Origin of the sequence: Salisediminibacterium beveridgei, assembly GCF_001721685.1 — a bacterium.
In the GTDB taxonomy this organism is placed as follows: Bacteria; Bacillota; Bacilli; order Bacillales; family Salisediminibacteriaceae; genus Salisediminibacterium; species Salisediminibacterium beveridgei.
Genome location: NZ_CP012502.1, coordinates 1463770 through 1490182 on the forward strand (window position 1 = coordinate 1463770; position 26413 = coordinate 1490182).

The following is a 26413-nucleotide window of genomic DNA, read 5'->3' on the forward strand; positions in this document are numbered from 1 at the left end:
TGTTTGTTTGTCTGGGAAATATTTGTCGTTCACCCATGGCAGAAGCAATCGCACGTGCAAAAATAAACGAAAAAGGATTGGAAGATAAAATTCATGTTGGTTCTTCGGGTACAGGAAATTGGCACATCGGCAGGCGCCCCCACGAAGGAACATTAGAGATACTCGAGAAAAAGGGAATTGACCATGCGAATCTTTCAGGTAGCCAGACCAAATCAGCAGATTTTTATGAATGGGATTATTTTATTGCCATGGATTCCTCAAATGAGCATCATTTAATAAACCTGAAACCTGATGATAGTCAAGCTGTGATCGAACGATTATTATCCTACCATCCATCCACAGGTTTATCAGAAGTGCCAGATCCATATTTTACAGGCAATTTCATTGAGGTTTATGACTTAATTGAGCGATCAATTTCAAAGTTGATTGAGGAAGTGATTCAACTCCACGTTTCCTCCTGACGAAAAATGGGAACATTTCTGTAACGATAAGCCGGAGGTGAAGGTCGTGCTGGAAGTCAGACGATTTTTGCAAGCGAGAAAATGGATGAAAAGCAATGAGAGTTTTCTGAAAACCTGGCACGCTCATGTCGGCTACAAACTGAATCTTTTCAGATTGTTCGAATCTGGTGAGAAAGTCCATACGATAGCGAAAACTTACGACTGGGATGAGGAACTATTGGAAAGCTGGGTAGATGTCGGCTTATCCGTTGGACATCTGAAAAAAAACATCACAGGAAGGATTAAGGCGAAGAAAAAAATGGTCCGCTTTGCAACGGTAGACAGTGATGAATCCGCGGGCATTCTTTTGCGGGAAATGATGGAACTTCATATTCCCACGTTGCTGGAATATCCCGATCTGATTCAAAGAAAAGATAAGCGGGTTTATCAGGATCAGGCTTTTGGAGAGGTTGTGGCAGAAACATCCGCACTTCTTGAAAAAGCGGCATTGCCGGCTGTCATGAAACTGGTCACAAAATCAAAGCCAGGATCGGCTTTGGATCTGGGGTGCGGATATGGGGGCTATTTAGCAAAAATTCATCATCAGTTCAAGGGCATGAAGCTTACCGGTGTAGAAAAAAATCGTGATGTCTTTAACTATGCAAGACAAAGATTACCTGATGACATTCAACTTCTGAATCAGGATCTAACAGCTTTTTTAAATAATCAGAATGATTCCGTGGATTTGGTGATGGTACATAACTTACTGTACTATTTTCCAAAGGATAAGCGGGGGGCGTTATTAAAAAATATCAGCGAACTCACTACACCAGGCGGAAAAATTTCCATCATCACACCTATCCATCACAGCCAGTATGGAGGTATGTTTACGTCTGCTTTCAATGCTTTCATGACAGCACATGCTAATCTTTATCCTCTTCCGACAATTGATGAATTAAAAGAGCTTGCAACAATATCAGGACTGACTATGCTATCTGCAGAACCAATCATAAAAGAAGGGGGTTGGTTTATCATAATCTTCACAAAAAATTAACAATTATATTTTTTTATTTGCAGGAGAAAGCGTTTACAAAAGAGAAGTTTAATAAGTGAAATCTTTTTTCGGACAGATTGTCTCTAAATAGTCTTGATCAACAGAGGCAGACTGTTCATCAAACAACGAATGGGGAGGTAAAAAGAATGAATTTAGGCGGTTACAAAAATCATGAGGCCTGGGTTAATTTGACAGACGGCACTGTAGAGTATCGTGAACTAAATGAAGAAAATGTTAGGAAGTACGTTGGGGCTCGAGGTCTTGGTGTGAAGTATATGGTCGATCATGGCATATACGATGTGGAGCCATATTCACCGGATAACATGCTGGCAATCATGACAGGTCCTTTAACGGGTACTCGGATTCATATGAGTGGCCGGCTTTGCACAGTCACAAGATCCCCTTTGACTAACACGGTGACGGACTCCCATATGGGCGGCTGGACTGCGGCTCGTTTGAAGTGGGCAGGGTTTGACAATCTGATCTTCACTGGAAAGAGTGAAAAACCGGTCTACCTTTATGTAGAAGATGGAAAAGCGGAACTTCGGGATGCTTCTGAATACTGGGGAAAAGGAATACATCATACAATTAAATCTCTTGAAGAGCGTTATGGCAGTAAAGACACCAGCATCATGTCCATTGGACAAGGTGGCGAGAACCAGATTAATTATGCGGGATGGATGAATGAAGATGATCGGGCTTCCGGCCGTGGAGGAACAGGTGCAGTGGCCGGTTCCAAGAAATTGAAAGCCATCGTCATTAAAGCTTCTCAAAGAGGGAACATGCCTGAAGCAGCGAATCAGGATGATTATAAAGTTGCAGTTAAAGCCGGACTTAAAGCGATTAATGAAGGCGCTCTGACTGCACCTAACAAAGGCGGACTTTCTGTATACGGGACGAACGTTTTGATGAACATTATTAACGAATCCGGTGCATTACCAACTAATAATTCACAGACGACGGTTTCAGAACATGCAGAAGGGGTAAGCGGTGAAACTGTCCGTGAGGAGATTTTGATCAGCGAACCAACCTGTCATGCCTGTCCGGTTGCCTGTAAGAAAGAAGTTGAAGTCTCAGAAGGCAAGTATAAAGTTAAAATGGAGAGCTTTGAGTTCGAATCTGCATGGGCACTGGGGCCAAACTGTGGTACTGGAAACAAGGAAGCCGTTGCATTCATGATTGATCGTTGCAATGATTATGGCATCGATACGATTGATTTGGGTCATTGTTTCTCCGTTGTTATGGAAGCATATGATAAGGAATTGATCGAGGAAGGAATTGAGTGGGGTGACGTGGACACGATGATCGAATGGATCGAAAAGATCATTAAACGCGAAGGTCTTGGAGATATACTGGCAGAAGGCTCCGGGTATGCTGCCGAGAAATTCGGAAATCGTGGACTTGCGATGGTAGTTAAGAATCAAGGGATCCCAGCTTATGACCCGCGCGGTATTCAAGGCATCGGTCTTGGATACGCTACCAGTAACCGCGGAGCTTGTCACCTTAGAGGATATACAGTCTCCGCTGAGATCGCCGGGCTTCCTGAACCGGTTGATCGGCTTGCAGTCAAAGGAAAAGGTGAACTCTTGAAAGTATTCCAGGATCTACATGCTTTCTCGGACTCGTTGGATCTATGTAAGTTCTCAGCATTTTCAGAGAATGCGGATCTCTATGCGCAACAGTACAGTGCAGTTGTCGGTATTGAACTGACAGGTGACGATATTATGGAAATTGGCGAGCGTGTCTATAACATCGAACGCTATTTCAATAATAAAGCCGGTTTTGATGCGAAAGACGATCGTTTACCTGACCGTTTCCTCAATGAGGGAGCCACTGGAAACTCTGAAGGATCCGTTTCTCATCTAGACGAAATGCTCGCTGAGTATTATTCAGCGCGCGGATGGGAAAACGGTGTTGTTACAGAGGAAAAGAAAAAGCAAATGCAAATTTAATCAAGTAAAGGGCATCCGGCTTTTCCCGGATGCCCTTTACTTGTTGTATTATTAATTTTATCCTCCGGCTCTGAATGTTTTCAGGCGAAGTTTACGTAAGGTTTCCTGATGGGTGGATTCATCGATCCCTTCTAAATTGACTTTAACAATAGGGATTTCGGAATGCATAAAGGTAAAGAATGTTTCCGGAAAAACTTCAGCGTGCCATTCATCATGTTGAAAAAGAATGTGGTCGTCGCTGGTTTTCTGGATGACACCACCTAGTTCTTTCAAATAATCGATGATGTCTTTTTGTGGTATGCCACGAAATTCAAGATTTTCCATCATATCAACCTCCTGCTACTGGGGGGAAAAGTGCCAGTTCATCCTCCGGCTTGACGGTAGTTCTGAGCCCGTCCAAGTGAATGACGTTTCTGCCGTTGACGAAAACGTGGACGTGTTGGCGGATCACTTTATCATCTGTGAATAATTCTTCTCCCATTTGAGGGAAGCGATCAATGAGTTTATCCAGAAGCTGACCAATGGGTTCATTTGCTTCGTAGGGGATCTTTACAGTTTTTCCGTCGCATATTTCCCTGAACGTTGCAAAAACTTTAAATTCTTTTTCCATTATGCTCACCTCTCTTTTCTCTATTATCGCGCTATTTGTATAAAAACTGCAAGAAAAATCTTCCGATCGTTATGTACAAGTTTTGTTTATCTGTTATATGAAATGGGTATAACTAGAAATACAAAATAAACCATAAGAAAACTTCTGAGGTGACAATGATGAATAAAGAACAGGTAACAGTGATTGGAGCAGGACCTGGTGGACTGGCTGCAGCGATGATGCTTTCTGCCAGAGGATTTGCCGTGACGGTTTATGAAAAGCAAAACTACATTGGCGGCAGAACCTCATCGTTTACAAAAGAGGGATTCACATTTGATTTAGGTCCAACTTTTTTCAGCATGCCACACATTCTTGAAGAGGTATTCGAGGCCTCAGGGCGACGATTACAAGATTATGTTAATCTTCATGAACTCGAGCCTATGTATTCTTTATCTTTTAATGACACTACTGTCAGGGTATCGAGAAACTCTGATGAAATGAAAGCGGAAATCGCCAGGCACTTTCCCGGTAACGAGGATCATTATGACCGGTTCATCAAGGATACACGAAAAAAAATGAACATTCTGATGCCGGTTTTACAGACAGAACACAATAAATTGACGGATTATTTCGCGTTTCGCAGTTTGAGAGCCGTTCCAGAACTTGAACTTGGGAAATCATTATATGATGTTTTAAGCAGTTATTTTGATGACGAACGGCTTAAACTGTCTTTCACATTCCAATCCAAGTATTTGGGTATGTCTCCTTGGGAGTGTCCGGGTGCATTCAGTATCTTATCTTATATGGAACATGAGTGGGGAATCTTTCATCCTGAGGGTGGTTTAAATCAGCTCACGAAGGCAATGGCGAGGGTAGTGGAAGAACATGGCGGGCATATCCGGCTTGGTACAGGGGTGAAAAAACTGAAAATTAATGATAAACGGCAAGTTGAAGGATTGATTTTGGATACCGATGAAGAAGTTTCTTCGGACCATGTTGTTATGAATGCGGATTTTGCTAAAGGGATGGAAATGCTGATTGATGATTCATTAAGACGTGCGCATTCAAATAAAAAATTGGAAAAGAAAAAATATTCATGTTCTACTTTTATGATTTATGCAGGTCTGGATTGTCAGGTTGATCTGGATCATCATACGATTTTATTTTCCGATGATTACAAGCAGAACGTCGAAGAAATCACACATGCCAAAGTCATTTCGGACGACCCATCCATCTATGTTCAAAATCCGGTTTCCACCGATAAGACACTTGCTCCTGATGGGAAAGCAGGTCTCTACATACTTGCACCGGTCCCAAACAATTTTTCGGAGATTGATTGGGAAACGTCGAAAGAGCCATTCAGGGAGCAAATTTGGAAACTGATTGAAGAGAAAACAGGAATTACTGATATACAGGATCATCTGATTTTCGAAGAAATTCTGACGCCGCTTGATTGGGAAAATGACAAATATGTCTATAAAGGTGCTACATTTAACATGGCGCATAATCTGGGTCAGATGATGTATTTCCGGCCACATAACGAATATCAGGATTTCGAAGGATTGTGGCTTGTTGGTGGAGGGACTCATCCGGGCAGTGGTTTACCGACTATTTTTGAATCAGGCCGAATTACCGCAAACCTGATTGCCAACAGTTACAAAACAACCAAGAGGGTTTCCTTATGAAGACGGCGATCATTGGTGGAGGAATCGGAGGCATTACAGCTGCACTCTACCGTGTTCAACGAGGAGAAGAAGTAACGATATTCGAAAAACAATCGGTACTTGGCGGACGGCTCAGTTTTGCAGGGCAGGATGGTTATCAGGTTGATGAAGGTCCTACCATCGTATTACTGCCATTTATGATTAAAAACATCCTTGAAGAAACGGGCGTAAACCCTGACATTATCGATATGGTGCGAATTGACCCGATTTATCCACTTCATTTCCGAGACGGAACGACTTTTTATAAATTCAGCGATCAAAATAGGCAAAAAGATGAAATCAGTAAGCACTTCCCCGGAGAGGAAGCAGCCTTTACCGCATATATGGCTAATATGAAAGACCGTTTTTTAAAAGGAAAGAAGGCTTTTTTAGACAAGGATTTTGTTCAAAAGAGCGATTTCTGGTCAGGAACTAACCTGAAGACATTGATGAAGTTGAAAGCCTATCAGACGGTCAGGCAACAAACCAAAAAATATTTCAAGCATCCGAAATTGCAGGAATGCTTTAATCTTCAGACACTTTATATTGGTGGGTCACCTGATACAACACCTGCAATTTATTCATTGGTTCCATACAGTGAGCATGAACATGGTATCTGGTATATTAAAGGTGGTTATGCCCGCTTGGCTGAAGTATTGACAAAGGTACTGACTGAGCGGGGAGTTACCATTCGCTGTAATTCAGAAGTAAAGAAGCTTCAGTTTGAAGGAAACCGCGCTGTCGCTCTTGAAGCTGATCAGGAATTGGAGTTGTTTGACCGCTTCATTCTTAACGGTGATTTTCCTGTCGCAGAAAAACTGGTGACAGGTAAAGCATCCACTCGCCATTACAAACCATCAACAGGATGTGTATTAATATATTTTGGTTTGAATGAACCTTTGAGCACATCTGATGTACATCAGTTCTATATGGGTGATGAATTAGATCAGCAGATGCAAGAAATATTTCATCAGCATCGACTGCCTGATGACCCATCGTTCTATGTGTTCAATCCATCTTTGATTGATGATTCACTCGCACCCCAAGGGAAAAGTGTCGCATATGTTCTGATACCTGTTCCTTCAGCAAGTTATATTGACGAAGATGATTATCACCTTTTTGCAGCGAAGATGGTAAAAGAACTTGAAGAACGCGTGGATTCTAATCTGCTGAATAAGATTGCCTGGAAGCAAGTCCGCACACCGCACGACAGCATGCGGGACGGATTGTTTGATGGCGGAAGTTTTGGTTTGGCACCTACTCTCTTCCAATCTGGTGTCTTCAGACCACAAGTGCAGCCCTTTAACTATGAGAACCTCTATGCCGTTGGTGCATCGATTCATCCTGGAGGAGGTGTGCCTATTGTGATGCATGGTGCAAGACTTCTTTCAGAATTCATGGACCGACAGGACTTAGCTGATCATTCTGAAAACCATGAAGTTAAGTGAAAGAATAAATGACTTTAGTGTCATATATGATCATTCAGCTCATGTGATAAAATAGATAATTAAAACAATTGAGGGGGAGCGCAAGATGGAATTGAGAGAAGCCTATCAAGAATGTAAAACGATCATTGAACATCACTCAAAAACGTTTGCTATGGCTTTTCGACACTTGCCTCGCGAAAAAAGGGAAGCGGTTTGGGCGATTTATGCATTTTGCCGAAAAGCAGATGATATTGTAGATGAAGGCGCTCATCCTGTTCAGGAACTCGAAGTATTCGGTAATGACTTAGATCTGTTTATGAGTGGCAGTCGTCCGAATGATTCTGCTCTCTGGATTGCTCTTGAAGATTCATTTCAACGCTTTGATTTTGAACCTGAGCCTTTTTACCATATGATACAGGGACAAGCGATGGATTTAACAAAAAATCGTTACCAGACAGTCGATGAGCTTCTTGACTATTCCTACCACGTTGCAAGTACTGTTGGATTGATGCTGTTGCCGGTGCTTGCCCCGGAACGGAAAAATGAATTGTACGATAGTGCAGTGTCACTGGGTTATGGGATGCAAATCACGAATATCCTCCGTGATATTGGTGAAGATCTCCGCCGTAACCGAATATACCTGCCTCGGGAAGTGATGGCTCGCCACGATTATACTGAACAAGATCTGTTCAATAAAATCAGAGATGACCGTTTTATTTCGATGTGGGAAGAGTTAGCATCGCTGGCAGACCATCATTATTCACTTGGGATTAAGGAGTTATCGCTCTATCCGTTAAATGCCAGACTCCCTGTCCGGGCGGCTGCGATGTTCTACAGTGAGATCTTGAATGCGGTCAGAAAAAATCGATATCAAGTATTTGATCAAAGGGCATTTATTACAACAAAAGAGAAAGAAAGAATAATACAGGAATCTATCAAATAAAGCGAACATGACTTGATTTATAAGTCATGTTCGCTTTATTTGTGAATGATTTGTCACGATCAGATTTGCGACATTTTTCCCGCTCAATACAACCATCGGTGAGCCACCACCTGGATGTGTACTCCCACCTGCAAAATACAAATTACTGACCGAAGCAGATTTATTAAATGGCCGGAGAAACGTATCCCGCTGACGATTGGAGGAAAGACCATATAAGGCGCCCCGATAAGCGTGAAAGCGCTTCGCGATATCTAATTGTCCAACAACCTGATCTGTAATCAAATGGTCTTCAATCGAAATCTTCTTTTCTGAGAGGATTTTGTAGATCCGTTTTTTAGTTTCGTCCGGATGTTCTGATAAAGATAAATCAGCTTGCAGAGGCGGCGCATTAAGTAAAATAAATAAGTTGTCCCCTGATGGAGAAACTGCAGGATCAGATTTTGACGATGTACAGATGTATATCGTCGGATCTTCTCCAAAAGAGTGCTTACGAAAGAGCTGGTCGAATTCCAACGAAGGATCCTGACCGAAAAAGACCTGGTGATGATGAAGATCAAAGCGCGTGTTCACAGAAGCCATGACCACAAATGCTGAAACAGAGGGTTCAGGCTTATTCGTCATGTGAGCGGAACCATGTTCACCGAGTATCCGTTCACTTTGCGTAAGTAAATCCCCGTTCAAAACAAATGCATCGCCACTGAAAGTATTACCATCCTGCGTCAAAACTTCTTGAATAGCACCATTCTGAATGGTTGATGAAATGACTTCACAACCAGTATGTACGATTATTCCTAAGTCTTTACAGGCCTTGGCAAAGCCATCGGAAATGGTGTGATTGCCACCGTTTGCATAAAAAACACCCTGTGACATTTCCAAATGGCCAATAAGACCGAATGTGGCGGGGGTCAGAAAAGGAGATGAGCCGATATAAGTGGCATAACGATTAAATGCACTGACGATCCGCTCATCCTTGAAGAATTTCCGATGAAAATGATCCAGTGTTTCAAGCGGTCTGGCCATCATGGTTCCTTTGGCCAAAGGAACAGACAGATAGTCACGCCATGAAGAGAATGTCCGGTGAAAGAAATGTGTATTTGCCAATGTGTACAACTTCTCTGTTTCTTTTAAATAGGCAGGATAACGTAATGCAGACTCGTCATCGAAGTTTGCTAATTCCTGGATCATCCGATCTTTGTCAGAATGAAACATCAAGGAAGAGCCATCAGCAAAAACATTTTTTGTATGACTGTCGAGGCGCGAAAATGTAAAATAATCGTCCGGATTGAGTCCTGCATCGTTTAAAACGTTTTGAAAAACGTGTGGCATGGTAATCGTATTTGGACCAAAGTCAAAAGAGGCATCGCCCAGTTTCACTTCGTGCAATTTCCCGCCCAAATGCTGATTCTTTTCAAGAATCGTCACTTCATAATCTGCCGCTCTCAAACTGATTGCTGCAGATAAACCACCGAGTCCGCCCCCGATAATCACGGCTTTTTTAGTGATTGTCATGAATAGGTTCTCCCCTTCCAAGTGAAGCCTTTTCCTGCGAACGAAAGATACATAGAATAAATGAGCAGGATGACCAATAACAGCATGGACACCGGCATAAATAAACCAAGCCACCATTTCTGCTTATTCATCAGATCGATGGTTATTTTAATTGAAATCACAAGCAGAAGTGGAACAATAAAGAGCCAATTGCCCAAAAAGGCTCCGTAAATGGCAATTCCCAAAGGTGCAGTGAAGAATGTCAAATAGAAAGCAGACAGCATCACCGCTATGAATGGATTGCGTCCTATTCCGGGATAAATATTTTTCGAAAAACCTTCCCACACTTCCCGGTTGGATTCATACATATAACAAGAAATGAGGCGGCTAGGATTAACGAGGAGTCCTTTCCAACCACTTGCTTTTATCTTTCGGGTAATATGTACATCTTCTACCAGTGAATTTTTGACGGCCTGATGCCCGCCCGCATCTTCATACGCCTTCTTCCGAAAAAACATGAAGGCCCCATGTGCAGCAGTGGCAGCGGGCCAGGTAGTAAAGTTTGCAAACATCACTGGCAAATGAAGATAAACAATGACATGCTGCAAAGGTACAAGCAGGTGACCTAAAACACCCTTCAGCGGATAATGGGGAAATCCGCTGATGATTCCCACATCCGGTTTCATCTGTTCAAGTGTTTCATGAATCAAAGAAGGGTGAACTCGAACATCTGCATCGAGAAAAAGGTAGTAATCTCCTTGAGCATTCGTAGAAAGCTGATAACAGGCGTGAACTTTTCCAACCCAGTTTTCAGGTAACTCACTTCCCTGAATAACCGTGAAACGGGGATCGTAATCAATGGCTTTATCTAGTAATGATGCTGTACGATCCTCTGATCCATCATCGATAATAATGAATTGAAGTGCGTCATAATCAAGGCCCTTTAATGTTTGAATACACCCCTCTGCATGCCGTTCTTCATTTCGCATCGGTACCATAACACTGATCAGGGGCTGATCGGTTTTACCCTTGGCGGGCAGGGATTTTGTGACCTTAAGAATTGAGAGGAGATTGCCGTTAAACAAGACCCAGACTTGAATGACTAACAGGGTCCATATCATCAGGAAGATCACTCAATCGACCTCCTTAATGCACGTTTAACAGCTTCCAGTGATTCTCCAATACCGGGTCTTCCTTTAAGAAGCGAGACGAATTGATTTTGTTCATCATGAATCACCAGATCTTTCAGACATTCAAGCTGTTCAGTCATTCGATTTTCTAAAACTGCCGTTTTTTCTTGTTTGTCTGTGACTTTAGAAAGATCCACCGGTTCGCCGATATGGATGAACCACTCCGGAAGCTGATAATGAAGCAATTGGTGGTAGAAGCTAACAGGAACCACCGGAATGTCAGGACGTTTACTGTTCAAAAATGCTGTACCCGATCGAAATTGAAGAGGCCGTGATTCCAAGTGGGTTTCTTCGCCCTGCGGAAAAATAAATATGTTACAATCCTGATCCATTTGATTTAAGGTATATTGAAGGGACGTTATGATTTCCCTTCGATCAGTTGAATTGATGGAATACGCACCCAGTTTTCGAAAAAAGGGAAACCGTTCTAAACCTTCTATACTCATCATGGCCAAGCCGTCTTTTTTGAGCCAGACTTCGTTCAGGTAAAATAACACCAGCGGATCCCACCAGGACGAATGATTGATAATGACCATCGCACCAGCTGGGATATCATCCGGATGGAGAGATGACCGGGTCAATTGAATGGAATGAAAGGATTTTTTTAAGAGTCTCAAGTTATACAAATGGAATAATTTGATGAAGTGAGGACTCCGTTCAGCCTGTATCATGACGTCTTTCCTTTCAGGATTAAATAGATGCCTGTATATAAAACAGTCAAAGTGAGAGATAAAACAACAGCGAGAATCAAGCCGTTAACCAGTGCTACTATCATAAACAACAGCATCATCATCCCATAGAGAAGTACCATACGGAATTCCCAAAACGGGGAGCGTATATTGGTCCAGCCGCGACTTCTGTGGAAGAATATGTATAATATCAGGTGGAGCACAAACGACAGGATAAACCATCCGAGAAAATTGGAAAAGGGGATATTATAGTAGAAGCCGCTTTCATGCCATACCCAATATTGTTTTACTTCATAAGCAACAGGGTCGATGATCAGATCGAGAGATGTAGCGATGATTGCACCGTAAATAGCATATGCGAGCCCCTTCAACCGGGGAATTTTTTTTGTCACAGGCGCAGCCAATACATGAGACGTTGCGAGTACCATAACCCATGCGAATCCAATCGTTATTGGAACACCGGCTATTTTTGGCCCGAAATCCATCATGTACGAATACTCACCAAAGAAAAGCCCTGTATGAACTCCAATACTTTCAATGGTCATTGAGAAAATAAAAATCATAGAGATTGTAATGATTCCAGGAATCATTGCATGACTGCGGTAGAAATAGAGCATCGCTATCAGTCCTGATGTAATCAGAAAAACAACGTTTGCCCACTCAAGCCATGGAGGAACCAGGTCAAACGTTAACAGCACTACACCAATACTGTACCAGATAATAAAAAAGAGAAAAACGCGCGAATCAAATGTATGTTTCATCATGCACCTCCAAATCATTATCTAAATTATAGCTTACAGTGGAATTCTTGTACAACAAACTGCTAGTCTATAGGGGAGCATCTTGCAGTTTATGAACGATTAAAAGGAGTGGTGTAAATGAATCAACAGCATATAGTAGTTACCGGGGGGGCTCAGGGAATTGGAAAAAGCATAGCGAGGGGTTTTATAAATGAGGGCTACCTGGTTACAATAATTGATAAACAACCCATGCCTTCATGGGTGGATGATCTTAAGGGGCTTCACTATATTCAAGAAAACCTAGCATTCAGGGATAGTCTGAAGTCGATCATTGATCAGCTTGATGTCGTCCAGAGTAATCCAGTGACCTGCTTTATTCATAATGCTGGACTGGCACAATTCACTTCACTAAACTCGTTAACTATGGATGAGTGGGATGAAGTGATGAATACGAATGTCAGGTCAGCTGTATTTTTATCGAGATACCTGAGTCAGGTCATGCCTGAAGGAAGCAGTATCATTTTAATTGCGTCTACAAGAGCGATGATGTCTGAACCAGACAGCGAAGCTTATGCAGCGTCAAAGGGTGCACTGCGTTCCCTGACCCATGCCTTGGCTGCAAGTCTTCAGGAGAAGAAAATCACAGTAAACTCCATCAGTCCCGGATGGATTCATACAGGGGAAACCTCTGAATTAAGAAAAAAAGACCACGATCAGCATTTCTCCAAGCGTGTCGGACATACAGAGGATGTCACCAGAGCCTGCCTGTTTCTCTCTGACCCATTAAACCAATTTATCAACGGGGAAGATCTGGTCATCGATGGTGGCATGACGCGGAAAATGATTTATGGACACTAATGATTTTCAAAAAGGAGAAATTATACGATGGAAAATATATGGTTAATTGCATCCGATATGGATGGCACATTATTGAAAGACGGCTGGTCGATATCTAAAGAAAATATCTCAGCCATCAGGCATGCACAAAACAAAGGGATTCAGTTTATTGTTGCAACCGGAAGAGATTATTTCGAAGCTTCTGGTCCTTTGAAACAAGCAGGACTTTCATTGCCTGCAGTTTGTGTGAATGGCGCTGATGTAAGAGGAATAAACGGCGAAATTTTGCATCGGCAAGGAATTGACTCAAACCTCTTGAAGCCGGTTCGTAAGGCGCTTGAGAATGAAGGAATGTATTATGAAGTGTATACAAGTGACGGAGCTTTCACCAACAATAGAGAAGATGGCTTAAAACTCGTTGTAGACCTGCTGATGTCATCAGGAGAATTTTCGTCGCATGCCGATGCTGCAAAGCTTGCAGAAATGCGTTTTGATAACGGCTCGATCAGAATGGTGAAGAGTTATGATGAATTGACAGGAACTGGAGGTCCTGATATTTTAAAACTTCTGGCATTTTCAAAAGACGAGACCTCAAGAGAAAGAGTGAAAGAACAGCTTGCATTTCTTGACGTAGCTGTCAGTGCTTCCGCAAAGGATAATATTGAAATCACGCATCGGAACGCTACCAAGGGGAACGGTGTGAAATTCTTTGCGGCATCTTTAGGAATCGAACCAGATCAAATCATGGCGATCGGTGATAATTTGAATGATTTATCGATGTTTGATGCTGCAGGATTGGGTGTTGCGATGGGCAACGCTAGTGAAGCGGTCAAAAAAGTCAGTGATATTGAAACGTTAACAAATGATAAACATGGTGTGGCTCACATGATAAACTTAACTCTCGCTCAAAAAACGGATGTTTAATTCCATCCCCGCAGGGAATTATGATAACAGGATTCATGATTAAATTTTCAAGTATGAAGCAGTTCAATAAAGTAATCCAAGATCGAATTAGTTAACTATAAAAGGATGGTGAAGTTTGATGCTGAAAAAATTATTTGGAAAAGCAAAGAAAGAACCCGTTCAAATGCCTGCAGCAGATGGAAAGGACATATTGACTGCTTATGCCAATGGTGAAGTGGTTTCATTGTCTGAAGTACCCGATCCGACATTCTCCGAAAAAATGATGGGAGACGGAATTGCGATTAAACCTGATGAAGGTGCCATTTATGCGCCAGTCCATGCTGAAGTAATTCAAATGTCCGACAGTATGAAGCATGCTGTAGGACTGAAAACGGTAAATGGAGTTGAAATTTTAATTCACATTGGTCTTGAAACGGTAGCGATGAAAGGTGAAGGATTCAAACAACTTGTTAAAGAAGGAGAAAATGTCGCTAAAGGAGAAAAATTGATCGAATTTGACCTTGACCTCGTCAACGAAAAAGCAGAGAGTACAATTACGCCACTTGTCATTACAAACGCAGACGACTCTGTATCTTCTATGGAAAAACATGAAGGTCAGCAAGGTGTCTCAGGCGAAACCGTGATTCTTGAAATTACAGCAAAATAAACAAATAAAAAACTCTCATCTTTTTAACAGATGAGAGTTTTTTATTCTATTCTGAATCATTCGACATCCATTATCGTTGATGGGTCAATAAAGATAAACACTAAAGTTCCGACAATAAAGCAATACAATGCAAAATAAATGAGTCGGCTTTTTTTAAGGAAGCTGATCAACCAAATGATGCCGATCACAGAGAAAATAAAAGTCACAATAAATGACACAATCAAATTTATGCCTCCGATATGATCAACGATGCCCATACTGAAATCATTGATTGCAAGAACAGTGGATCCAAGAATGACAGGAATAGCCAACAAAAAAGAATAACGTACAGCGGTCTCCCGATCCAAGCCGGCCAACAGCGAAGTAACAAGTGTAGCACCGGATCTGGAGATTCCTGGAATAACTGCAAGTGTCTGTCCGAGACCTACAATGACCGCATCTTTGGCATTCATACTGGCAACAGTCCGAGTGCCATATTTATGAAACCGTTCGATAAAAATCAAGGCAAACCCGGTAACGAAAAGCGCACCCGCGATCATCGGTGGTGTCTTCATTGAATCTGCTATGAGGCCGGTCATAAGCATACCGAGAATTCCTGTGATGAAGGTTGCAATGAGTATGTATATACCAAAATAAAACTGAGCACGATCTTCCGCTTGTTGTTTTACAATATACAGAAAAAAACCACGAATGACATTCCAGAGATCTTTCCAAAAATAGATGATAACAGCTAATACAGAAGCCAGATGTAAAAAGATTTCAAAAGACAAACCAGGAAAAGTGTAGCCAAATACAAACTGTGTAATGACGATATGTGCTGTGCTTGAGACAGGTAAAAATTCAGTTAAGCCCTGAATGATTCCGAATACGATTGCTTCAAAAAGTGTCACAACAACCTTCCTTTCAGTTTTAATAAATTCTATTTTAATCTTTAACAGTGTATCAAAGCTTGCGACTTTTGGGGAGGCAGGAATCAAACTTTACAAAAATTTAATAATTCAGGAAAGTCCAAAGTACTTGCCAGTGAGAAGCATTAGGCTTAGGATGAAGGGAGATTATCTTAGGAGTGGGGACTTGATCATGAATATAAAATCACTTCTGTCTGGTGTCATCTTATCATTGGCTATCTTCACGGGTGGATTTGTTATTTGGGATATGTTTCAAGAAGAGGGTTCCAATAATGATGCACTGGAATCTTATTTGGATCAGGATGGAATCGAACAGGAACCTGTTTCAGATTCGGATCTGGCAGACGAATCTTCCGGTGAAATCAAGGATGAAACAGGGATTTCACCAGGCTATATTGCTCCGGAGTTTGAATTAACGAATTTAAACGGTGAAACAGTAAATATTAAGGATTTCCAAGGGCAATTCGTTATCCTGAATATGTGGGCTTCTTGGTGTGGTCCGTGCAGAAAAAAGCTTCCTGATTATGCTGAATTTCATGAGACGTATAAAGACGAAGATGTCGTAGTTATCGGAGTCAATATGACCTCCACTGAACACAGCATTGAAGCGGTGGAAACGATGGTTTCTGATTTTGAATTACCATTCGAAATTGTCTTGGATGAAGATGGTTCAGTTCGTCAGGATTATGAAATACTGGTTACACCAACCACGTATATGATTGATCCGGAGGGACATATTGCCGTAAGACGTCAGGGTTATTTTGATTATGAATCATTGGAAAATTATTATAAACAAATTGTACGGGAATATGATCCGACTTGACCATTAGAAAATTTTGCTGATCGTGTACTTTCACCTTCGAACACTGTAAAATCGCCCTGTAATGCCTAAAAAGCGAGCTCATTCAATGAGCTCGCTTTTTTATCGATGATTTTCGTATCGTCCTTCTTTAGTAATTAATCGTAATGCGCCGATTTGTTTTGATGTCAGTGATGCTTGGTTTGCCGCATCACAATTGTCATGAACCTGCTCGCTGCTGCTCGCTCCGGGTACTGCAGTAGCCACTTCAGGCTGTTCAATCGCATAACGTAGTCCAAGGTGCTGCATCTTCATATTTAGTTTTCCTGCTTCTTCTTCGATTCGCGGTAATACGTCTGCCAATTCACTTTCAGTGTAATCCAGATACCCTTTTTGAAGATCTCGCTTTTCCCAGGAATCAGCTAGCAATCCCTTTGCGAGCGGACCACGGGCGATAACAGAGATCTGATTATTTTTGAAAAGATCGAACCATTCTTCAGGCCGCCTGTCCAGTAAACTGTATTGCATCATGACACTGTCGATGTCCGTTTGTTCCGCAAATTTCCGAATGACGTTCGGACGGATCGATGAGATGCCCCAAGCCCGGATTAATCCTTCCTGTTTCATTTCCTGAAATGCTTCAACTACTTCGTCGAAGGGATCATCAATGGTTCCGCCATGAAGTTGATAAAGGTCCAAATAGTCAGTGTTCAGGCGCTTTAAAGAAGATTTCACCGCTTCTTTCAAGTATGCTTTTTCCGGGCGCCATCTCCAGGAGCCTTCTTGACTATGCCAGTCGTTCCCTCCCTTTGATGCAATTAATACGTTGTTTCGGTAGGGAGCGAGTGCTTTTCCGACTGATACTTCGTTCATACCGAATTGATATAAATCTGCGGTGTCGAAAAAATTAACGCCTTTATCCAATGCTTCGTGCAGAATTCTTTCGTTGTGATTCTGGTCCTCGCTCAAAGACATTGTTCCAAAGCCGATCTCTGACACAAACAGTGATGAAGAACCAAGCTGGTTTCGTTTCATACTAACACCTCCACTTTACGGGTACCCCTTGTTCCTTGCTAATATGCATGACATTAGTGAAAAATAAGAAGGAGTCTGTTAAACTGAAGCAGAATTCAAGTTCCAAAAACGGAGTGATGATAATGAAAAAACAATTTGAAGAAAAAACAATATCGAGAAAACCTGTATTCAAGGGGCATGTCATAGAGGTAGAAGTCCAGGAGGTGGAATTGCCGAATGGCAACCATTCTCAACGTGAACTGGTTCATCACAATGGTGCAGTGGCAATTGTCGCATTTACCCCCGACAATGAACTTGTTCTCGTGCGACAATACAGAAAAGCTTTGGAGAAAGCGATTGCCGAAATTCCTGCGGGGAAACTTGAACCGGGTGAAGATCCGTTGGAGTCTGCAAAGCGGGAATTGGCAGAAGAAACAGGAATTACAGCAAAGAAATGGTCAAAATTAATTTCATTTTATACCAGCCCTGGATTCGCGAATGAACTGGTACATATCTTCCTGGCTGAAGAATTAGTTCAAGGAGAAGCATACCCCGACGATGATGAATTCGTGACCCGGCTGGATGTATCGTTAGATGAAGCGCAAAGTATGATCATAAACGAGGACATTCATGATGCAAAAACAGCCTATGCGGTTCAATATATGGCCATTAAACAGGGTGAAGAATAAAACATATTATGTGATAGTAATTATAAAATTAAAATGATAATGATTCTCATTTGACATGTGATTTTCATGCCGATTATAATGAAATGAGTAATTGCTCCGAAGTTCATGTATTAGGGGGAAGGACATGGAACAGCGAATCGAACGGATAAAAAAGCAGCTCCATTCACAAAGCTACAAATTAACCCCGCAACGGGAAGCGACAGTTCGCGTTCTGCTCGAAAATGAGGATGACCATTTGAGTGCTGAAGATGTCTATATGCTCGTCAAAGAAAAATATCCGGAAATCGGCTTGGCTACAGTTTACCGGACACTTGAATTATTGACTGAGCTTAAAATAGTTGACAAAATTAATTTCGGTGATGGTGTATCCCGTTATGACCTCAGACAAGAAGGTGCAAACCACTTTCATCACCATCTTGTTTGTATTGAATGTGGTGCGGTGGATGAAATTCAGGAGGATCTCCTCGACGACGTAGAAAAAATAGTTGAAACAAGGTGGAAATTCAAAATCAAAGATCACAGGCTTACGTTCCATGGCATTTGTCACCGTTGTCAATAAGTCAGTAAAACAATCCGGCGTCCGCTGGATTGTTTTTTAAATTTTGCTGTTTGACATTTCATTCAAATTACAGTTTTCCTATATGAAGAAGGCTGGAAGTATGGTAATCTTAAAAGAGGTACGAACAACTAAACAACTGGAGGAAGTTATGGATCATGAAATTGATGCGTTCACGGAATATCTTTCAGTCGAAAAAGGGTTGGCTCGTCAGTCCATTGAGGCTTATGCAAGAGACTTGTCTACTTATGTGAATTACCTTCAAATCGAAGCGGGATTTTCTGACTGGTCTCAAGTAAATAAGGCTCATGTTATGAGTTATCTTCAACATTTAATGGATGCTGATAAAGCTTCCAGCACGGTATCGCGATCACTGTCAGCTTTAAAATCATTCCACCAGTTTCTCGTAATGGAGGGGTATGTAACAACAAATCCTGCCCGTCAAATTGAACGACCAAGACAGGCAGGGATACTTCCGAAGACATTAAGTATGAGTGAAGTGGAAGCGCTCTTTTGTGCAGCTGATGGTGAACGTCCGATTGACATCAGAACGACCGCGATGCTCGAGTTGCTTTATTCAACAGGCATGCGGGTTTCTGAACTGGTGGAACTTAAGCTATCTGATCTGAATCTGGATATGGGGTTTGTTCATTGCACTGGTAAAGGAAATAAAGAACGTATTATTCCGATGGGAGAATTCGCTACGGTCAGTATTAAGAATTATCTCGATCACGGCAGATCGCAACTCATACGGAATGAACGTCACGAGCTTCTTTTTGTAAACCACCACGGCAGAAAAATGAGCAGACAAGGATTTTGGAAGCTTATTCGCACTGTTGCTCAAAAAGCGGGAATACTCAAGGAACTCAGTCCTCATACGCTCAGGCATTCATTTGCTACGCATTTACTTGATAATGGCGCTGATCTTCGCTCTGTCCAGGAAATGCTCGGTCATTCGGACATCTCGACAACACAAATTTACACACATATTTCTCAAAACAGAATGCGGGATGTATACAAAAAACACCACCCAAGAGCATAATATTTCAGGTGGTATTGTAAAATGATTGTCAGAAGATGTCTGACTTCCGACAGGGAGTGTGGAAATGAACCTTCTGGGGAATAGAGGATATAACCAGCAGATATAAGTTATAGAATGAGAAGATTCAACGGCTTTACACTTAACTATCATTTTTTTTAGGAGGACGTTTTACATGAATCAATTTGAGTTTAACAGAATATTTTTGATTGTAATGGATTCGGTGGGCATCGGTGAAGCTCCAGATGCTGCAGAATTTGGTGATATGGGTGCAGATACCCTGGGTCACATTGCAGAAGAAATGAATGGCTTAAAAATGCCAGTGATGGATTCACTTGGCTTAACGAAAATCAAATCGTATCAGGGTGGGCAGGACGTGGAACGGCCTTTGGGCAGTTATGGTGTTATGCAGGAAAAGTCAGTAGGGAAGGATACAATGACAGGACATTGGGAAATTATGGGTCTTTTTATTGATGCACCTTTTCGCACATTTCCAGATGGATTCCCACCGGAACTTATCCAGGAAATTGAGTCGCGAACCGGACGGAAAGTAGTTGCAAACAAACCAGCTTCGGGAACTGAAATTCTCGTGGAGTACGGGGACCATCATGTGAAAACAGGAGATTTGATCGTATATACATCAGCTGATTCTGTCTTACAGATTGCTGCACATGAAGACATCATTTCCCCTGAAGAATTGTATGAAATTTGCGAGATGGCAAGGGAATTAACGTTGGATGAAAAATATATGGTAGGTCGTGTAATTGCACGTCCGTTCACCGGAAAAGATGGCGAATGGGAGCGTACACCGAATCGTCATGATTATGCATTGAAGCCATTTGGAAGAACCGTGATGAATGAATTGAAAGATGCAGGTTTGGATTCTGTTGCCATTGGCAAAATTTCTGACATTTACGATGGTGAGGGGATTACCAAATCATTGCGTACACAGGATAATATGGATGGCATGGATAAGTTAAGTCAATCAGTGGACATGACGTTTACTGGGTTAAGCTTTTTGAATCTCGTGGATTTTGATGCGAAATACGGACACCGCAGAGATCCAATTGGTTATGGTAAAGCATTGGAAGCTTACGATCAGCGATTGCCAGAAGTACTGGATAAACTGAAAGACAATGATTTGCTTCTGATAACAGCAGATCACGGAAATGATCCTGTACATTCAGGTACGGATCACACAAGAGAATTTGTTCCGCTCATTGCATACAGCAAAAAGCTGGATCATTCCGTAAACTTGGGAACCCGCATGACTTTTGCAGATATCGGAGCAACGGTGGCAGATAATTTTAACGTGAAGATGCCTGATTATGGCACAAGTTTTCTTTATGACTTATTGAAGGAGAAATCAAAATAATGGATATGGAAAAAATTGAGCAAGCCAAGAAATTTATTGAATCAAAATTAACAATCAAACCGGAAATCGGTTTGATTCTGGGTTCGGGCCTGGGCGTTCTGGCAGATGAGATCGAAGCGCCACTTGTGATTCCCTACCACGAAATTCCTGGCTTTCCTGCTTCCACAGTGTCCGGGCATAAAGGGCAACTTGTAATCGGTGAGCTTCAAGGAAAAAGGGTTGTTGCCATGCAAGGACGTTTTCATTTCTATGAAGGTTACGATATGCAGCTAGTGACACTTCCGGTTCGGGTTATGCGTGCAATAGGGGTCGAAAAGCTGATTGTTACGAATGCTGCGGGCGGAATTAATGAATCGTACAACCCTGGTGATCTGATGATCATCGAAGATCATTTGAATATGTTTGGCACCAATCCACTCATCGGTCCCAATCTTGATGAAACCGGTGTTCGTTTCCCTGACATGTCACAGGCCTATACAAAAGCTTATTTGAATCTTGCACATGAAGTTGCCAATGATATCGGCTTAACCGTCAGACAAGGTGTATATGTCGGTAATACAGGTCCGGTATATGAAACACCCGCAGAAGTTAGGATGCTGAGATCACTTGGAGGCGATGCGGTCGGCATGTCTACAGTACCTGAAGTCATTGCTGCAAGACACAGTGGCATGGAGGTACTTGGCATTTCTTGCATCTCCAACATGGCTGCGGGTATTCTCGATCAACCACTGACGCATGATGAAGTAATTGAAACAACCGAAAGAGTCCGGTTTGACTTCCTGACATTCGTTAAAGAGATTGTTAAACGTTTGGCATAATTGACAAACAAACTAGTTAAGTGTCACTGAGGGAGGATAATAACAATGAGAATGGTTGATCTGATTCAGAAAAAAAGAGATGGTAAACTGCACACGAAAGAAGAGATTCAATTCATTATTGAGGGTTATACAAACGGGGATATTCCTGACTATCAAATGAGTGCCTGGAGTATGGCGATCTTTTTCAAAGATATGAATGATGATGAGCGGGCATGGTTTACAGAGGCTATCGTTCATTCCGGTGACACAATTGATCTGTCTGCTATTGAAGGTATTAAGGTCGATAAGCACTCTACGGGCGGTGTGGGCGATACGACAACACTCATTCTGGCTCCTCTGGTTTCAAGCATAGGTGTCCCGGTTGCCAAGATGAGTGGACGGGGTCTTGGACATACCGGTGGAACAATCGACAAACTTGAAGCGATGAAAGGTTTCAGTGTGGACATTTCCAATGATGAATTCATCCGCCTGGTTAATACAAATAAAGTTGCGGTGATGGGTCAAACAGATAATCTGACCCCTGCGGATAAAAAATTGTATGGTTTGCGTGATGTGACTGGAACTGTGAATTCAATTCCGATGATTGCCAGTTCCATCATGAGTAAAAAACTTGCTGCCGGAGCAGATGCCATTGTTTTGGATGTAAAAACCGGAGCGGGTGCTTTTATGAAAGAACTCGATGAATCACGTGAACTTGCTGAAGCCATGGTCAAAATAGGAAATAATTTAGAGCGGAATACGACTGCAATTATATCTGATATGAACCAGCCTTTAGGTTTCATGATTGGGAACGCACTGGAAGTGAAAGAGGCGATCGATACACTGAATGGGCGTGGACCTGCTGATTTAACTGAGCTTTGCTATACACTGGGAAGTCATATGGCAGTACTTGCTGGAAAAGCAAATTCAACCGAAGAAGCAAGAGAATTGCTGCAAGAAGCCGTCAAGACAGGAAAGGCTTTGGAACAATTTAAACTTTTCATACGTTCACAAGGCGGCGATGATACAATTGTCGACTCGCCTGAAAATCTCCCTACTGCTACAAAGACGATCGCTGTTCCATCTCTGTCATCCGGATACATCAGCGCCATTATGGCTGATGAAATCGGCACTTCAGCCATGCTTTTAGGCGCAGGCAGAGCAACGAAAGATTCAGTGATCGACCTTGCTGTTGGTATTGAACTCCATAAAAAAATAGGGGATGCTGTTGAAGAAGGTGAAGCACTTGTAACGCTTCATGTAAATGACGCCGATTATGAAACGGTTGTTGAAAAAGTGCAAGCAGCCTATTCGATTTCTAAAGAAGAAATACCTTCACCCCAACTGATTTATGATGTCATCAGCTAAAACTCAGGACTTGCATTTCATAAAGTGATGTGCTACATTTTCCGTACTGCCAAACAAATTGAATACTGATAGAGGTGCAGGTAGATGAGTAACGTGACTGAGTCCGGTTTGACGAGGATGTTACGTGAAAGGTGATCCTGCCGAAGTTCCTGGCCGATTCCGCGTCTTTGAGCTGGTGGACAGTTGAATAAACTGTCTATTGTCACTGTCATTGCAGTGGAGCACTATCCTGATATAGAACGTTTAAGAATGGATGTGCAATAGGCATATCCATTCTTTTTATTCAATGGAGACGGAACAGGATTTCGCTGGAGGCAGCTGAGGATATGAGGAGGTTTAAAAATGGGTTTATATGGAACAAGCAGGTTTAACGATTATGGACATTTGACGATTGGAGAGGTGGATGTTACTCATCTTGCTGAAAAATACGGGACCCCTCTCTATATTTATGATGTAGCTGATATTCGTCAGCGTGCCCACGATTTTAAGAAGGCCTTTGAAACAGAAAACGTATCCTACCAGGTTGCATATGCCAGTAAAGCATTCAGTTGTGTGGCAATGTTTCAATTAGCAGATGAACTAGGTCTCAGTCTGGATGTCTGTTCAGGTGGTGAGCTCTACACGGCATTAGAAGCAGGTTTCCCTGTTGAAAGAATTCATTTCCATGGGAATAATAAAACGCCTGACGAGTTGGAAATGGCTGTTGAAAAGCAGATTGGCTGCATTGTGGTGGATAACTTCACTGAACTGACATGGCTGATGGCGATTACTGAAGCCAATAAACAGTCCGTGGACGTTTTGATTCGCATTACCCCGGGCGTAGAAGCCCATACGCATGAATACATTTCAACGGGACAGGAAGATTCGAAATTCGGCTTTGATCTGAACAGCCAGCAGGCGACAAAAGCAATTCAGATGATTATGGCTCATGACCATGTGAAACTGCTGGGTGTCCATTCTCATATCGGTTCCCAGATTTTCAAAACTGAGGGTTTCGAGCATACAGTCAAGGAAATCTATAAATCACTTTCTTTTTGGAAAGAAGAGTTGGATTATGAGCCTGATGTATTAAATGTCGGTGGCGGATTTGGTATTCGTTACAGCACGCACGATGAACCTTTACCTTTAGGCAAATACATCGAGAAAACTGTACAGGCTGCTAAGCAAGAGGCTGATTCACGAGGGATGAAAGTGCCGGAAATCTGGATCGAACCTGGACGTGCTATGGTAGGTGAAGCAGGGACTACCATGTATTCGATCGGATCCCGTAAAGAAATCCCAACATTAAGGACTTATTTATCTGTTGATGGCGGAATGACTGATAATATTCGTCCGGCATTGTATCAGGCTGAATATGAAGCGGTGGTAGCGAACAAAGGAAATGAACCGGAAGAAGAACTGGTGTCGATTGCGGGTCGGTGTTGTGAGAGCGGAGATATGCTGATATGGGATTTGAAAATCCCTCATACCGTACCAGGTGATTTACTGGCTGTCTCCTCAACTGGCGCCTATGGTTATGCGATGGCAAGTAACTATAACCGGATGCTCAGACCGGCAGTGGTCTTTGTCGAAGATGGTCACCATGAATGTGTGATCGAGCGTGAACAATATGAAGATCTTGTCAGAAAAGAGAGTAGATACAGTAGAATTAATCCCGTATTAAAAAGAATGGGTTGAAAAATGGTTTCAATTCGATCAGGTTTCCATTAAACTGAAGATGCATCAACTAAAAATATTGTAAAATGAATTCAGGAGGCTATGTATATGAAAAAAGGGGAAATTTCTTTTGAGAATGGCGAAAAAATTGAAATTGAATTTTTTCCTGAGGCAGCGCCAGGGACAGTAGAGAACTTTGAAAAACTGGCCAATGACGGTTTTTATAACGGCTTGTCATTTCACCGGGTGATACCGGGATTTGTCGCACAGGGCGGATGCCCACATGGAACAGGCACGGGTGGACCGGGTTATACGATCAAATGTGAGACAGAAAACAATCCGCATAAACACCAACGCGGAAGTCTATCTATGGCACATGCCGGGAAAGACACAGGAGGCAGCCAATTTTTTGTTGTTTTTGCGCCACAACCTCATTTAAACGGTGTTCATACCGTTTTTGGTCAGGTCACTGAAGGCTTGGATGTAGTAGACCGTATTAAACAAGGTGACGTGATGCAGGAAGTAAAAGTATTCGATTTATAAGATCAGCCAGGCAGACTGAACACATCAGTCTGCCTCTTTTAATACTTCACAGGCATGTTTCAGTTTACTGAAGGAATGAGGCATCAGTGCAACCAAGGCTCGGCGAAAAGCCGAATTTACTTTATTTTCGGCTGAAAGATGACGGGGCTTGTACAGCGACTACCTCACCAGTGACGCAATGTTCAGTGCCGGCAAATACTTGAATGTGTACTTTGAATTTTTTCGGATGAATTTCTTCCACTTTTCCAATAGCCATCAGTTCAACATTATGTGGTGTGGGTTTAAGATATTCGAGCTGAAGTGACGCAGTAACAAATCTGGGAGCAGGTTCATCATCTCCAGGTTCATAACCATTCAAACGGTGTTTCATCAGTGCAGCTGATCCGGTTCCATGGCAATCTACAACGGATGCCAGCAATCCTCCATATACAAAACCAGGAATGGCAATGTGTGAATTCCTCGGATGGTACAAAGTGACAGTTTCATCGTTTTTCCCCCAGCCAGTCCTCAGTTGTAATCCATCTTTGTTCAACCTTCCGCAACCGTAACAATGTGCAAAATCATCGGGATAATCATCTTGTATTGCTTGAAATTCCGGGACCATACTCATCATTCCCTCCTCTGGAAATTGAAATGTTGAAATTTGTTTCTTATCTGTATTCGTTCTTCAAAAGTCTGAATATTTCCTGCATTGAATGACAGAGAAAGGTTTAGCTTCAATGAATTTAGTGGAATAAGATAACAGATTCACCATATCAGTCAGGGAGTGAGCATATGGCCAAAGAAATATATAATGAACGAATCAGAAAAGTTCAAAACGAGCATGTGGTGAAGATTCCACTTGAGATTCTTGAATACTTACATGCACATCAAGGAGATGAGCTTGCATTTCAGATTGATGAAAAACAGGTTGTGATTCGACCTGCTAGAAAACTTGATTTAACGGGTTTAAAAAACGTCGAAGAGGATTTCACTGAGGGGATGCGCCATGTACTTGAACGATACGATCAGACATTTCGTACTCTTGCGGATAAAAGGGGGGAGTAA

28 protein-coding genes and 1 riboswitch are annotated in these 26413 nt (G+C 42.1%); of the genes, 19 read left to right on the forward strand and 9 right to left on the reverse strand.

Annotated features, from left to right (window positions below):
* Positions 1–35: 35 nt before the first annotated feature.
* The 3 genes from BBEV_RS06775 (at position 36) to BBEV_RS06785 (ending at position 3446) form a co-directional block, all read left to right on the forward strand.
* Positions 36–461, forward strand: coding sequence for a low molecular weight protein-tyrosine-phosphatase (locus BBEV_RS06775; protein ID WP_407690244.1), 426 nt, complete (start codon positions 36–38; stop codon positions 459–461).
* Between the two features lie 298 nt (positions 462–759).
* Complete coding sequence (locus BBEV_RS06780) at positions 760–1494, forward strand: class I SAM-dependent methyltransferase (protein WP_198155078.1); 735 nt, start codon at positions 760–762, stop codon at positions 1492–1494.
* Between the two features lie 146 nt (positions 1495–1640).
* Entirely contained in the window at positions 1641–3446 is a 1806-nt protein-coding gene (locus BBEV_RS06785) for an aldehyde ferredoxin oxidoreductase family protein (RefSeq protein ID WP_069364776.1), read from the forward strand.
* Positions 3447–3503: 57 nt separating this feature from the next.
* Here BBEV_RS06785 and BBEV_RS06790 read toward each other — a convergent pair whose 3' ends face one another.
* Positions 3504–3770, reverse strand: a complete 267-nt coding sequence (locus tag BBEV_RS06790; RefSeq protein ID WP_157100935.1) for a MoaD-like domain-containing protein — start codon at positions 3768–3770, stop codon at positions 3504–3506.
* 4 nt (positions 3771–3774) lie between these two features.
* Entirely contained in the window at positions 3775–4056 is a 282-nt protein-coding gene (locus tag BBEV_RS06795; RefSeq protein ID WP_069364778.1) for a ubiquitin-like small modifier protein 1, read from the reverse strand.
* 158 nt (positions 4057–4214) lie between these two features.
* Here BBEV_RS06795 and BBEV_RS06800 point away from each other — a divergent pair, with 158 nt between their 5' ends.
* From BBEV_RS06800 to BBEV_RS06810, 3 genes are all read left to right on the forward strand, one after another.
* Entirely contained in the window at positions 4215–5720 is a 1506-nt protein-coding gene (locus BBEV_RS06800; RefSeq protein ID WP_069364779.1) for a phytoene desaturase family protein, read from the forward strand.
* Positions 5717–7186, forward strand: a complete 1470-nt coding sequence (locus BBEV_RS06805; protein WP_069364780.1) for a phytoene desaturase family protein — start codon at positions 5717–5719, stop codon at positions 7184–7186. The genes BBEV_RS06800 and BBEV_RS06805 overlap by 4 nt, the downstream gene beginning before the upstream one ends.
* Positions 7187–7271: 85 nt before the next feature.
* The gene (locus BBEV_RS06810) at positions 7272–8108 is read left to right on the forward strand and encodes a phytoene/squalene synthase family protein (protein WP_069364781.1); all 837 of its coding nucleotides are present in this window, start codon (positions 7272–7274) and stop codon (positions 8106–8108) included.
* A 24-nt stretch (positions 8109–8132) separates the two neighbouring features.
* Here the strand turns inward: BBEV_RS06810 and BBEV_RS06815 are convergent, their stop codons facing one another.
* The 4 genes from BBEV_RS06815 to BBEV_RS06830 are packed head-to-tail and all read right to left on the reverse strand — an operon-like array spanning position 8133 to position 12236.
* Positions 8133–9617, reverse strand: a complete 1485-nt coding sequence (locus BBEV_RS06815; RefSeq protein WP_069364782.1) for a phytoene desaturase family protein — start codon at positions 9615–9617, stop codon at positions 8133–8135.
* Positions 9614–10729 (reverse strand): glycosyltransferase family 2 protein, encoded by a 1116-nt coding sequence (locus BBEV_RS06820; RefSeq protein ID WP_084007273.1) that lies wholly within the window; start codon positions 10727–10729, stop codon positions 9614–9616. The genes BBEV_RS06815 and BBEV_RS06820 overlap by 4 nt, the downstream gene beginning before the upstream one ends.
* Positions 10726–11403, reverse strand: a complete 678-nt coding sequence (locus tag BBEV_RS06825; protein WP_232318274.1) for a lysophospholipid acyltransferase family protein — start codon at positions 11401–11403, stop codon at positions 10726–10728. Before BBEV_RS06825 ends, BBEV_RS06820 begins: the two co-directional genes overlap by 4 nt.
* A gap of 50 nt (positions 11404–11453) precedes the next feature.
* Positions 11454–12236: a carotenoid biosynthesis protein gene (locus BBEV_RS06830; protein WP_069364784.1), complete on the reverse strand. Its 783-nt coding sequence runs from the start codon at positions 12234–12236 to the stop codon at positions 11454–11456.
* A gap of 117 nt (positions 12237–12353) precedes the next feature.
* Here BBEV_RS06830 and BBEV_RS06835 point away from each other — a divergent pair, with 117 nt between their 5' ends.
* The 3 genes from BBEV_RS06835 (at position 12354) to BBEV_RS06845 (ending at position 14622) form a co-directional block, all read left to right on the forward strand.
* Positions 12354–13073 (forward strand): SDR family NAD(P)-dependent oxidoreductase, encoded by a 720-nt coding sequence (locus BBEV_RS06835; RefSeq protein WP_069364785.1) that lies wholly within the window; start codon positions 12354–12356, stop codon positions 13071–13073.
* Positions 13074–13100: 27 nt separating this feature from the next.
* Positions 13101–13976 (forward strand): Cof-type HAD-IIB family hydrolase, encoded by an 876-nt coding sequence (locus tag BBEV_RS06840; RefSeq protein ID WP_069364786.1) that lies wholly within the window; start codon positions 13101–13103, stop codon positions 13974–13976.
* A gap of 118 nt (positions 13977–14094) precedes the next feature.
* Positions 14095–14622 carry a PTS sugar transporter subunit IIA gene (locus BBEV_RS06845; protein WP_069364787.1) on the forward strand — a complete coding sequence of 176 codons (528 nt, stop codon included), beginning with the start codon at positions 14095–14097 and terminating at the stop codon, positions 14620–14622.
* A gap of 56 nt (positions 14623–14678) precedes the next feature.
* Here BBEV_RS06845 and uppP read toward each other — a convergent pair whose 3' ends face one another.
* Complete coding sequence (gene uppP, locus BBEV_RS06850) at positions 14679–15512, reverse strand: undecaprenyl-diphosphatase UppP (RefSeq protein ID WP_069364788.1); 834 nt, start codon at positions 15510–15512, stop codon at positions 14679–14681.
* Positions 15513–15702: 190 nt separating this feature from the next.
* On the opposite strand from uppP, the gene BBEV_RS06855 reads away from it, so the two are divergent.
* A complete protein-coding gene (locus BBEV_RS06855; RefSeq protein ID WP_198155079.1) occupies positions 15703–16353 on the forward strand; it encodes a peroxiredoxin family protein in 651 nt (216 codons plus the stop codon).
* A 99-nt stretch (positions 16354–16452) separates the two neighbouring features.
* Here the strand turns inward: BBEV_RS06855 and BBEV_RS06860 are convergent, their stop codons facing one another.
* A complete protein-coding gene (locus BBEV_RS06860; protein WP_069364790.1) occupies positions 16453–17364 on the reverse strand; it encodes an aldo/keto reductase in 912 nt (303 codons plus the stop codon).
* A gap of 122 nt (positions 17365–17486) precedes the next feature.
* Here BBEV_RS06860 and BBEV_RS06865 point away from each other — a divergent pair, with 122 nt between their 5' ends.
* From BBEV_RS06865 to BBEV_RS06900, 8 genes are all read left to right on the forward strand, one after another.
* Positions 17487–18032, forward strand: a complete 546-nt coding sequence (locus BBEV_RS06865; protein ID WP_069364791.1) for an NUDIX hydrolase — start codon at positions 17487–17489, stop codon at positions 18030–18032.
* A 124-nt stretch (positions 18033–18156) separates the two neighbouring features.
* On the forward strand, positions 18157–18591 hold the full coding sequence (gene fur, locus BBEV_RS06870; protein ID WP_069364792.1) for a ferric iron uptake transcriptional regulator: 435 nt from the start codon (positions 18157–18159) through the stop codon (positions 18589–18591).
* Positions 18592–18739: 148 nt separating this feature from the next.
* Positions 18740–19630 (forward strand): site-specific tyrosine recombinase XerD, encoded by an 891-nt coding sequence (gene xerD, locus BBEV_RS06875; RefSeq protein WP_069366640.1) that lies wholly within the window; start codon positions 18740–18742, stop codon positions 19628–19630.
* Between the two features lie 172 nt (positions 19631–19802).
* Positions 19803–21002: a phosphopentomutase gene (gene deoB / locus BBEV_RS06880; RefSeq protein WP_069364793.1), complete on the forward strand. Its 1200-nt coding sequence runs from the start codon at positions 19803–19805 to the stop codon at positions 21000–21002.
* Complete coding sequence (locus BBEV_RS06885) at positions 21002–21820, forward strand: purine-nucleoside phosphorylase (protein WP_069364794.1); 819 nt, start codon at positions 21002–21004, stop codon at positions 21818–21820. Before deoB ends, BBEV_RS06885 begins: the two co-directional genes overlap by 1 nt.
* Positions 21821–21865: 45 nt before the next feature.
* The gene (locus BBEV_RS06890) at positions 21866–23167 is read left to right on the forward strand and encodes a pyrimidine-nucleoside phosphorylase (protein ID WP_069364795.1); all 1302 of its coding nucleotides are present in this window, start codon (positions 21866–21868) and stop codon (positions 23165–23167) included.
* Positions 23168–23228: 61 nt separating this feature from the next.
* Positions 23229–23402, forward strand: a riboswitch (Lysine riboswitch).
* 107 nt (positions 23403–23509) lie between these two features.
* Complete coding sequence (gene lysA / locus BBEV_RS06895) at positions 23510–24844, forward strand: diaminopimelate decarboxylase (RefSeq protein WP_069364796.1); 1335 nt, start codon at positions 23510–23512, stop codon at positions 24842–24844.
* Between the two features lie 87 nt (positions 24845–24931).
* On the forward strand, positions 24932–25366 hold the full coding sequence (locus BBEV_RS06900; RefSeq protein ID WP_069364797.1) for a peptidylprolyl isomerase: 435 nt from the start codon (positions 24932–24934) through the stop codon (positions 25364–25366).
* Between the two features lie 121 nt (positions 25367–25487).
* Here the strand turns inward: BBEV_RS06900 and BBEV_RS06905 are convergent, their stop codons facing one another.
* The gene (locus BBEV_RS06905) at positions 25488–25970 is read right to left on the reverse strand and encodes a PaaI family thioesterase (RefSeq protein ID WP_157101041.1); all 483 of its coding nucleotides are present in this window, start codon (positions 25968–25970) and stop codon (positions 25488–25490) included.
* Between the two features lie 170 nt (positions 25971–26140).
* On the opposite strand from BBEV_RS06905, the gene BBEV_RS06910 reads away from it, so the two are divergent.
* Positions 26141–26413 carry an AbrB/MazE/SpoVT family DNA-binding domain-containing protein gene (locus BBEV_RS06910; protein WP_069364799.1) on the forward strand — a complete coding sequence of 91 codons (273 nt, stop codon included), beginning with the start codon at positions 26141–26143 and terminating at the stop codon, positions 26411–26413.

Coding starts and splice junctions, on each gene's coding strand:
- BBEV_RS06775 (WP_407690244.1), top strand. CDS start 36: ATGGCAGAAGCAATCGCACGTGCAAAAATAAACGAAAAAGGATTGGAA.
- BBEV_RS06780 (WP_198155078.1), top strand. CDS start 760: ATGGTCCGCTTTGCAACGGTAGACAGTGATGAATCCGCGGGCATTCTT.
- BBEV_RS06785 (WP_069364776.1), top strand. CDS start 1,641: ATGAATTTAGGCGGTTACAAAAATCATGAGGCCTGGGTTAATTTGACA.
- BBEV_RS06790 (WP_157100935.1), bottom strand. CDS start 3,770: ATGGAAAATCTTGAATTTCGTGGCATACCACAAAAAGACATCATCGAT.
- BBEV_RS06795 (WP_069364778.1), bottom strand. CDS start 4,056: ATGGAAAAAGAATTTAAAGTTTTTGCAACGTTCAGGGAAATATGCGAC.
- BBEV_RS06800 (WP_069364779.1), top strand. CDS start 4,215: ATGAATAAAGAACAGGTAACAGTGATTGGAGCAGGACCTGGTGGACTG.
- BBEV_RS06805 (WP_069364780.1), top strand. CDS start 5,717: ATGAAGACGGCGATCATTGGTGGAGGAATCGGAGGCATTACAGCTGCA.
- BBEV_RS06810 (WP_069364781.1), top strand. CDS start 7,272: ATGGAATTGAGAGAAGCCTATCAAGAATGTAAAACGATCATTGAACAT.
- BBEV_RS06815 (WP_069364782.1), bottom strand. CDS start 9,617: ATGACAATCACTAAAAAAGCCGTGATTATCGGGGGCGGACTCGGTGGT.
- BBEV_RS06830 (WP_069364784.1), bottom strand. CDS start 12,236: ATGAAACATACATTTGATTCGCGCGTTTTTCTCTTTTTTATTATCTGG.
- BBEV_RS06835 (WP_069364785.1), top strand. CDS start 12,354: ATGAATCAACAGCATATAGTAGTTACCGGGGGGGCTCAGGGAATTGGA.
- BBEV_RS06840 (WP_069364786.1), top strand. CDS start 13,101: ATGGAAAATATATGGTTAATTGCATCCGATATGGATGGCACATTATTG.
- BBEV_RS06845 (WP_069364787.1), top strand. CDS start 14,095: ATGCTGAAAAAATTATTTGGAAAAGCAAAGAAAGAACCCGTTCAAATG.
- BBEV_RS06855 (WP_198155079.1), top strand. CDS start 15,703: ATGAATATAAAATCACTTCTGTCTGGTGTCATCTTATCATTGGCTATC.
- BBEV_RS06860 (WP_069364790.1), bottom strand. CDS start 17,364: ATGAAACGAAACCAGCTTGGTTCTTCATCACTGTTTGTGTCAGAGATC.
- BBEV_RS06865 (WP_069364791.1), top strand. CDS start 17,487: ATGAAAAAACAATTTGAAGAAAAAACAATATCGAGAAAACCTGTATTC.
- fur (WP_069364792.1), top strand. CDS start 18,157: ATGGAACAGCGAATCGAACGGATAAAAAAGCAGCTCCATTCACAAAGC.
- xerD (WP_069366640.1), top strand. CDS start 18,740: ATGGATCATGAAATTGATGCGTTCACGGAATATCTTTCAGTCGAAAAA.
- deoB (WP_069364793.1), top strand. CDS start 19,803: ATGAATCAATTTGAGTTTAACAGAATATTTTTGATTGTAATGGATTCG.
- BBEV_RS06885 (WP_069364794.1), top strand. CDS start 21,002: ATGGATATGGAAAAAATTGAGCAAGCCAAGAAATTTATTGAATCAAAA.
- BBEV_RS06890 (WP_069364795.1), top strand. CDS start 21,866: ATGAGAATGGTTGATCTGATTCAGAAAAAAAGAGATGGTAAACTGCAC.
- lysA (WP_069364796.1), top strand. CDS start 23,510: ATGGGTTTATATGGAACAAGCAGGTTTAACGATTATGGACATTTGACG.
- BBEV_RS06900 (WP_069364797.1), top strand. CDS start 24,932: ATGAAAAAAGGGGAAATTTCTTTTGAGAATGGCGAAAAAATTGAAATT.
- BBEV_RS06905 (WP_157101041.1), bottom strand. CDS start 25,970: ATGGTCCCGGAATTTCAAGCAATACAAGATGATTATCCCGATGATTTT.
- BBEV_RS06910 (WP_069364799.1), top strand. CDS start 26,141: ATGGCCAAAGAAATATATAATGAACGAATCAGAAAAGTTCAAAACGAG.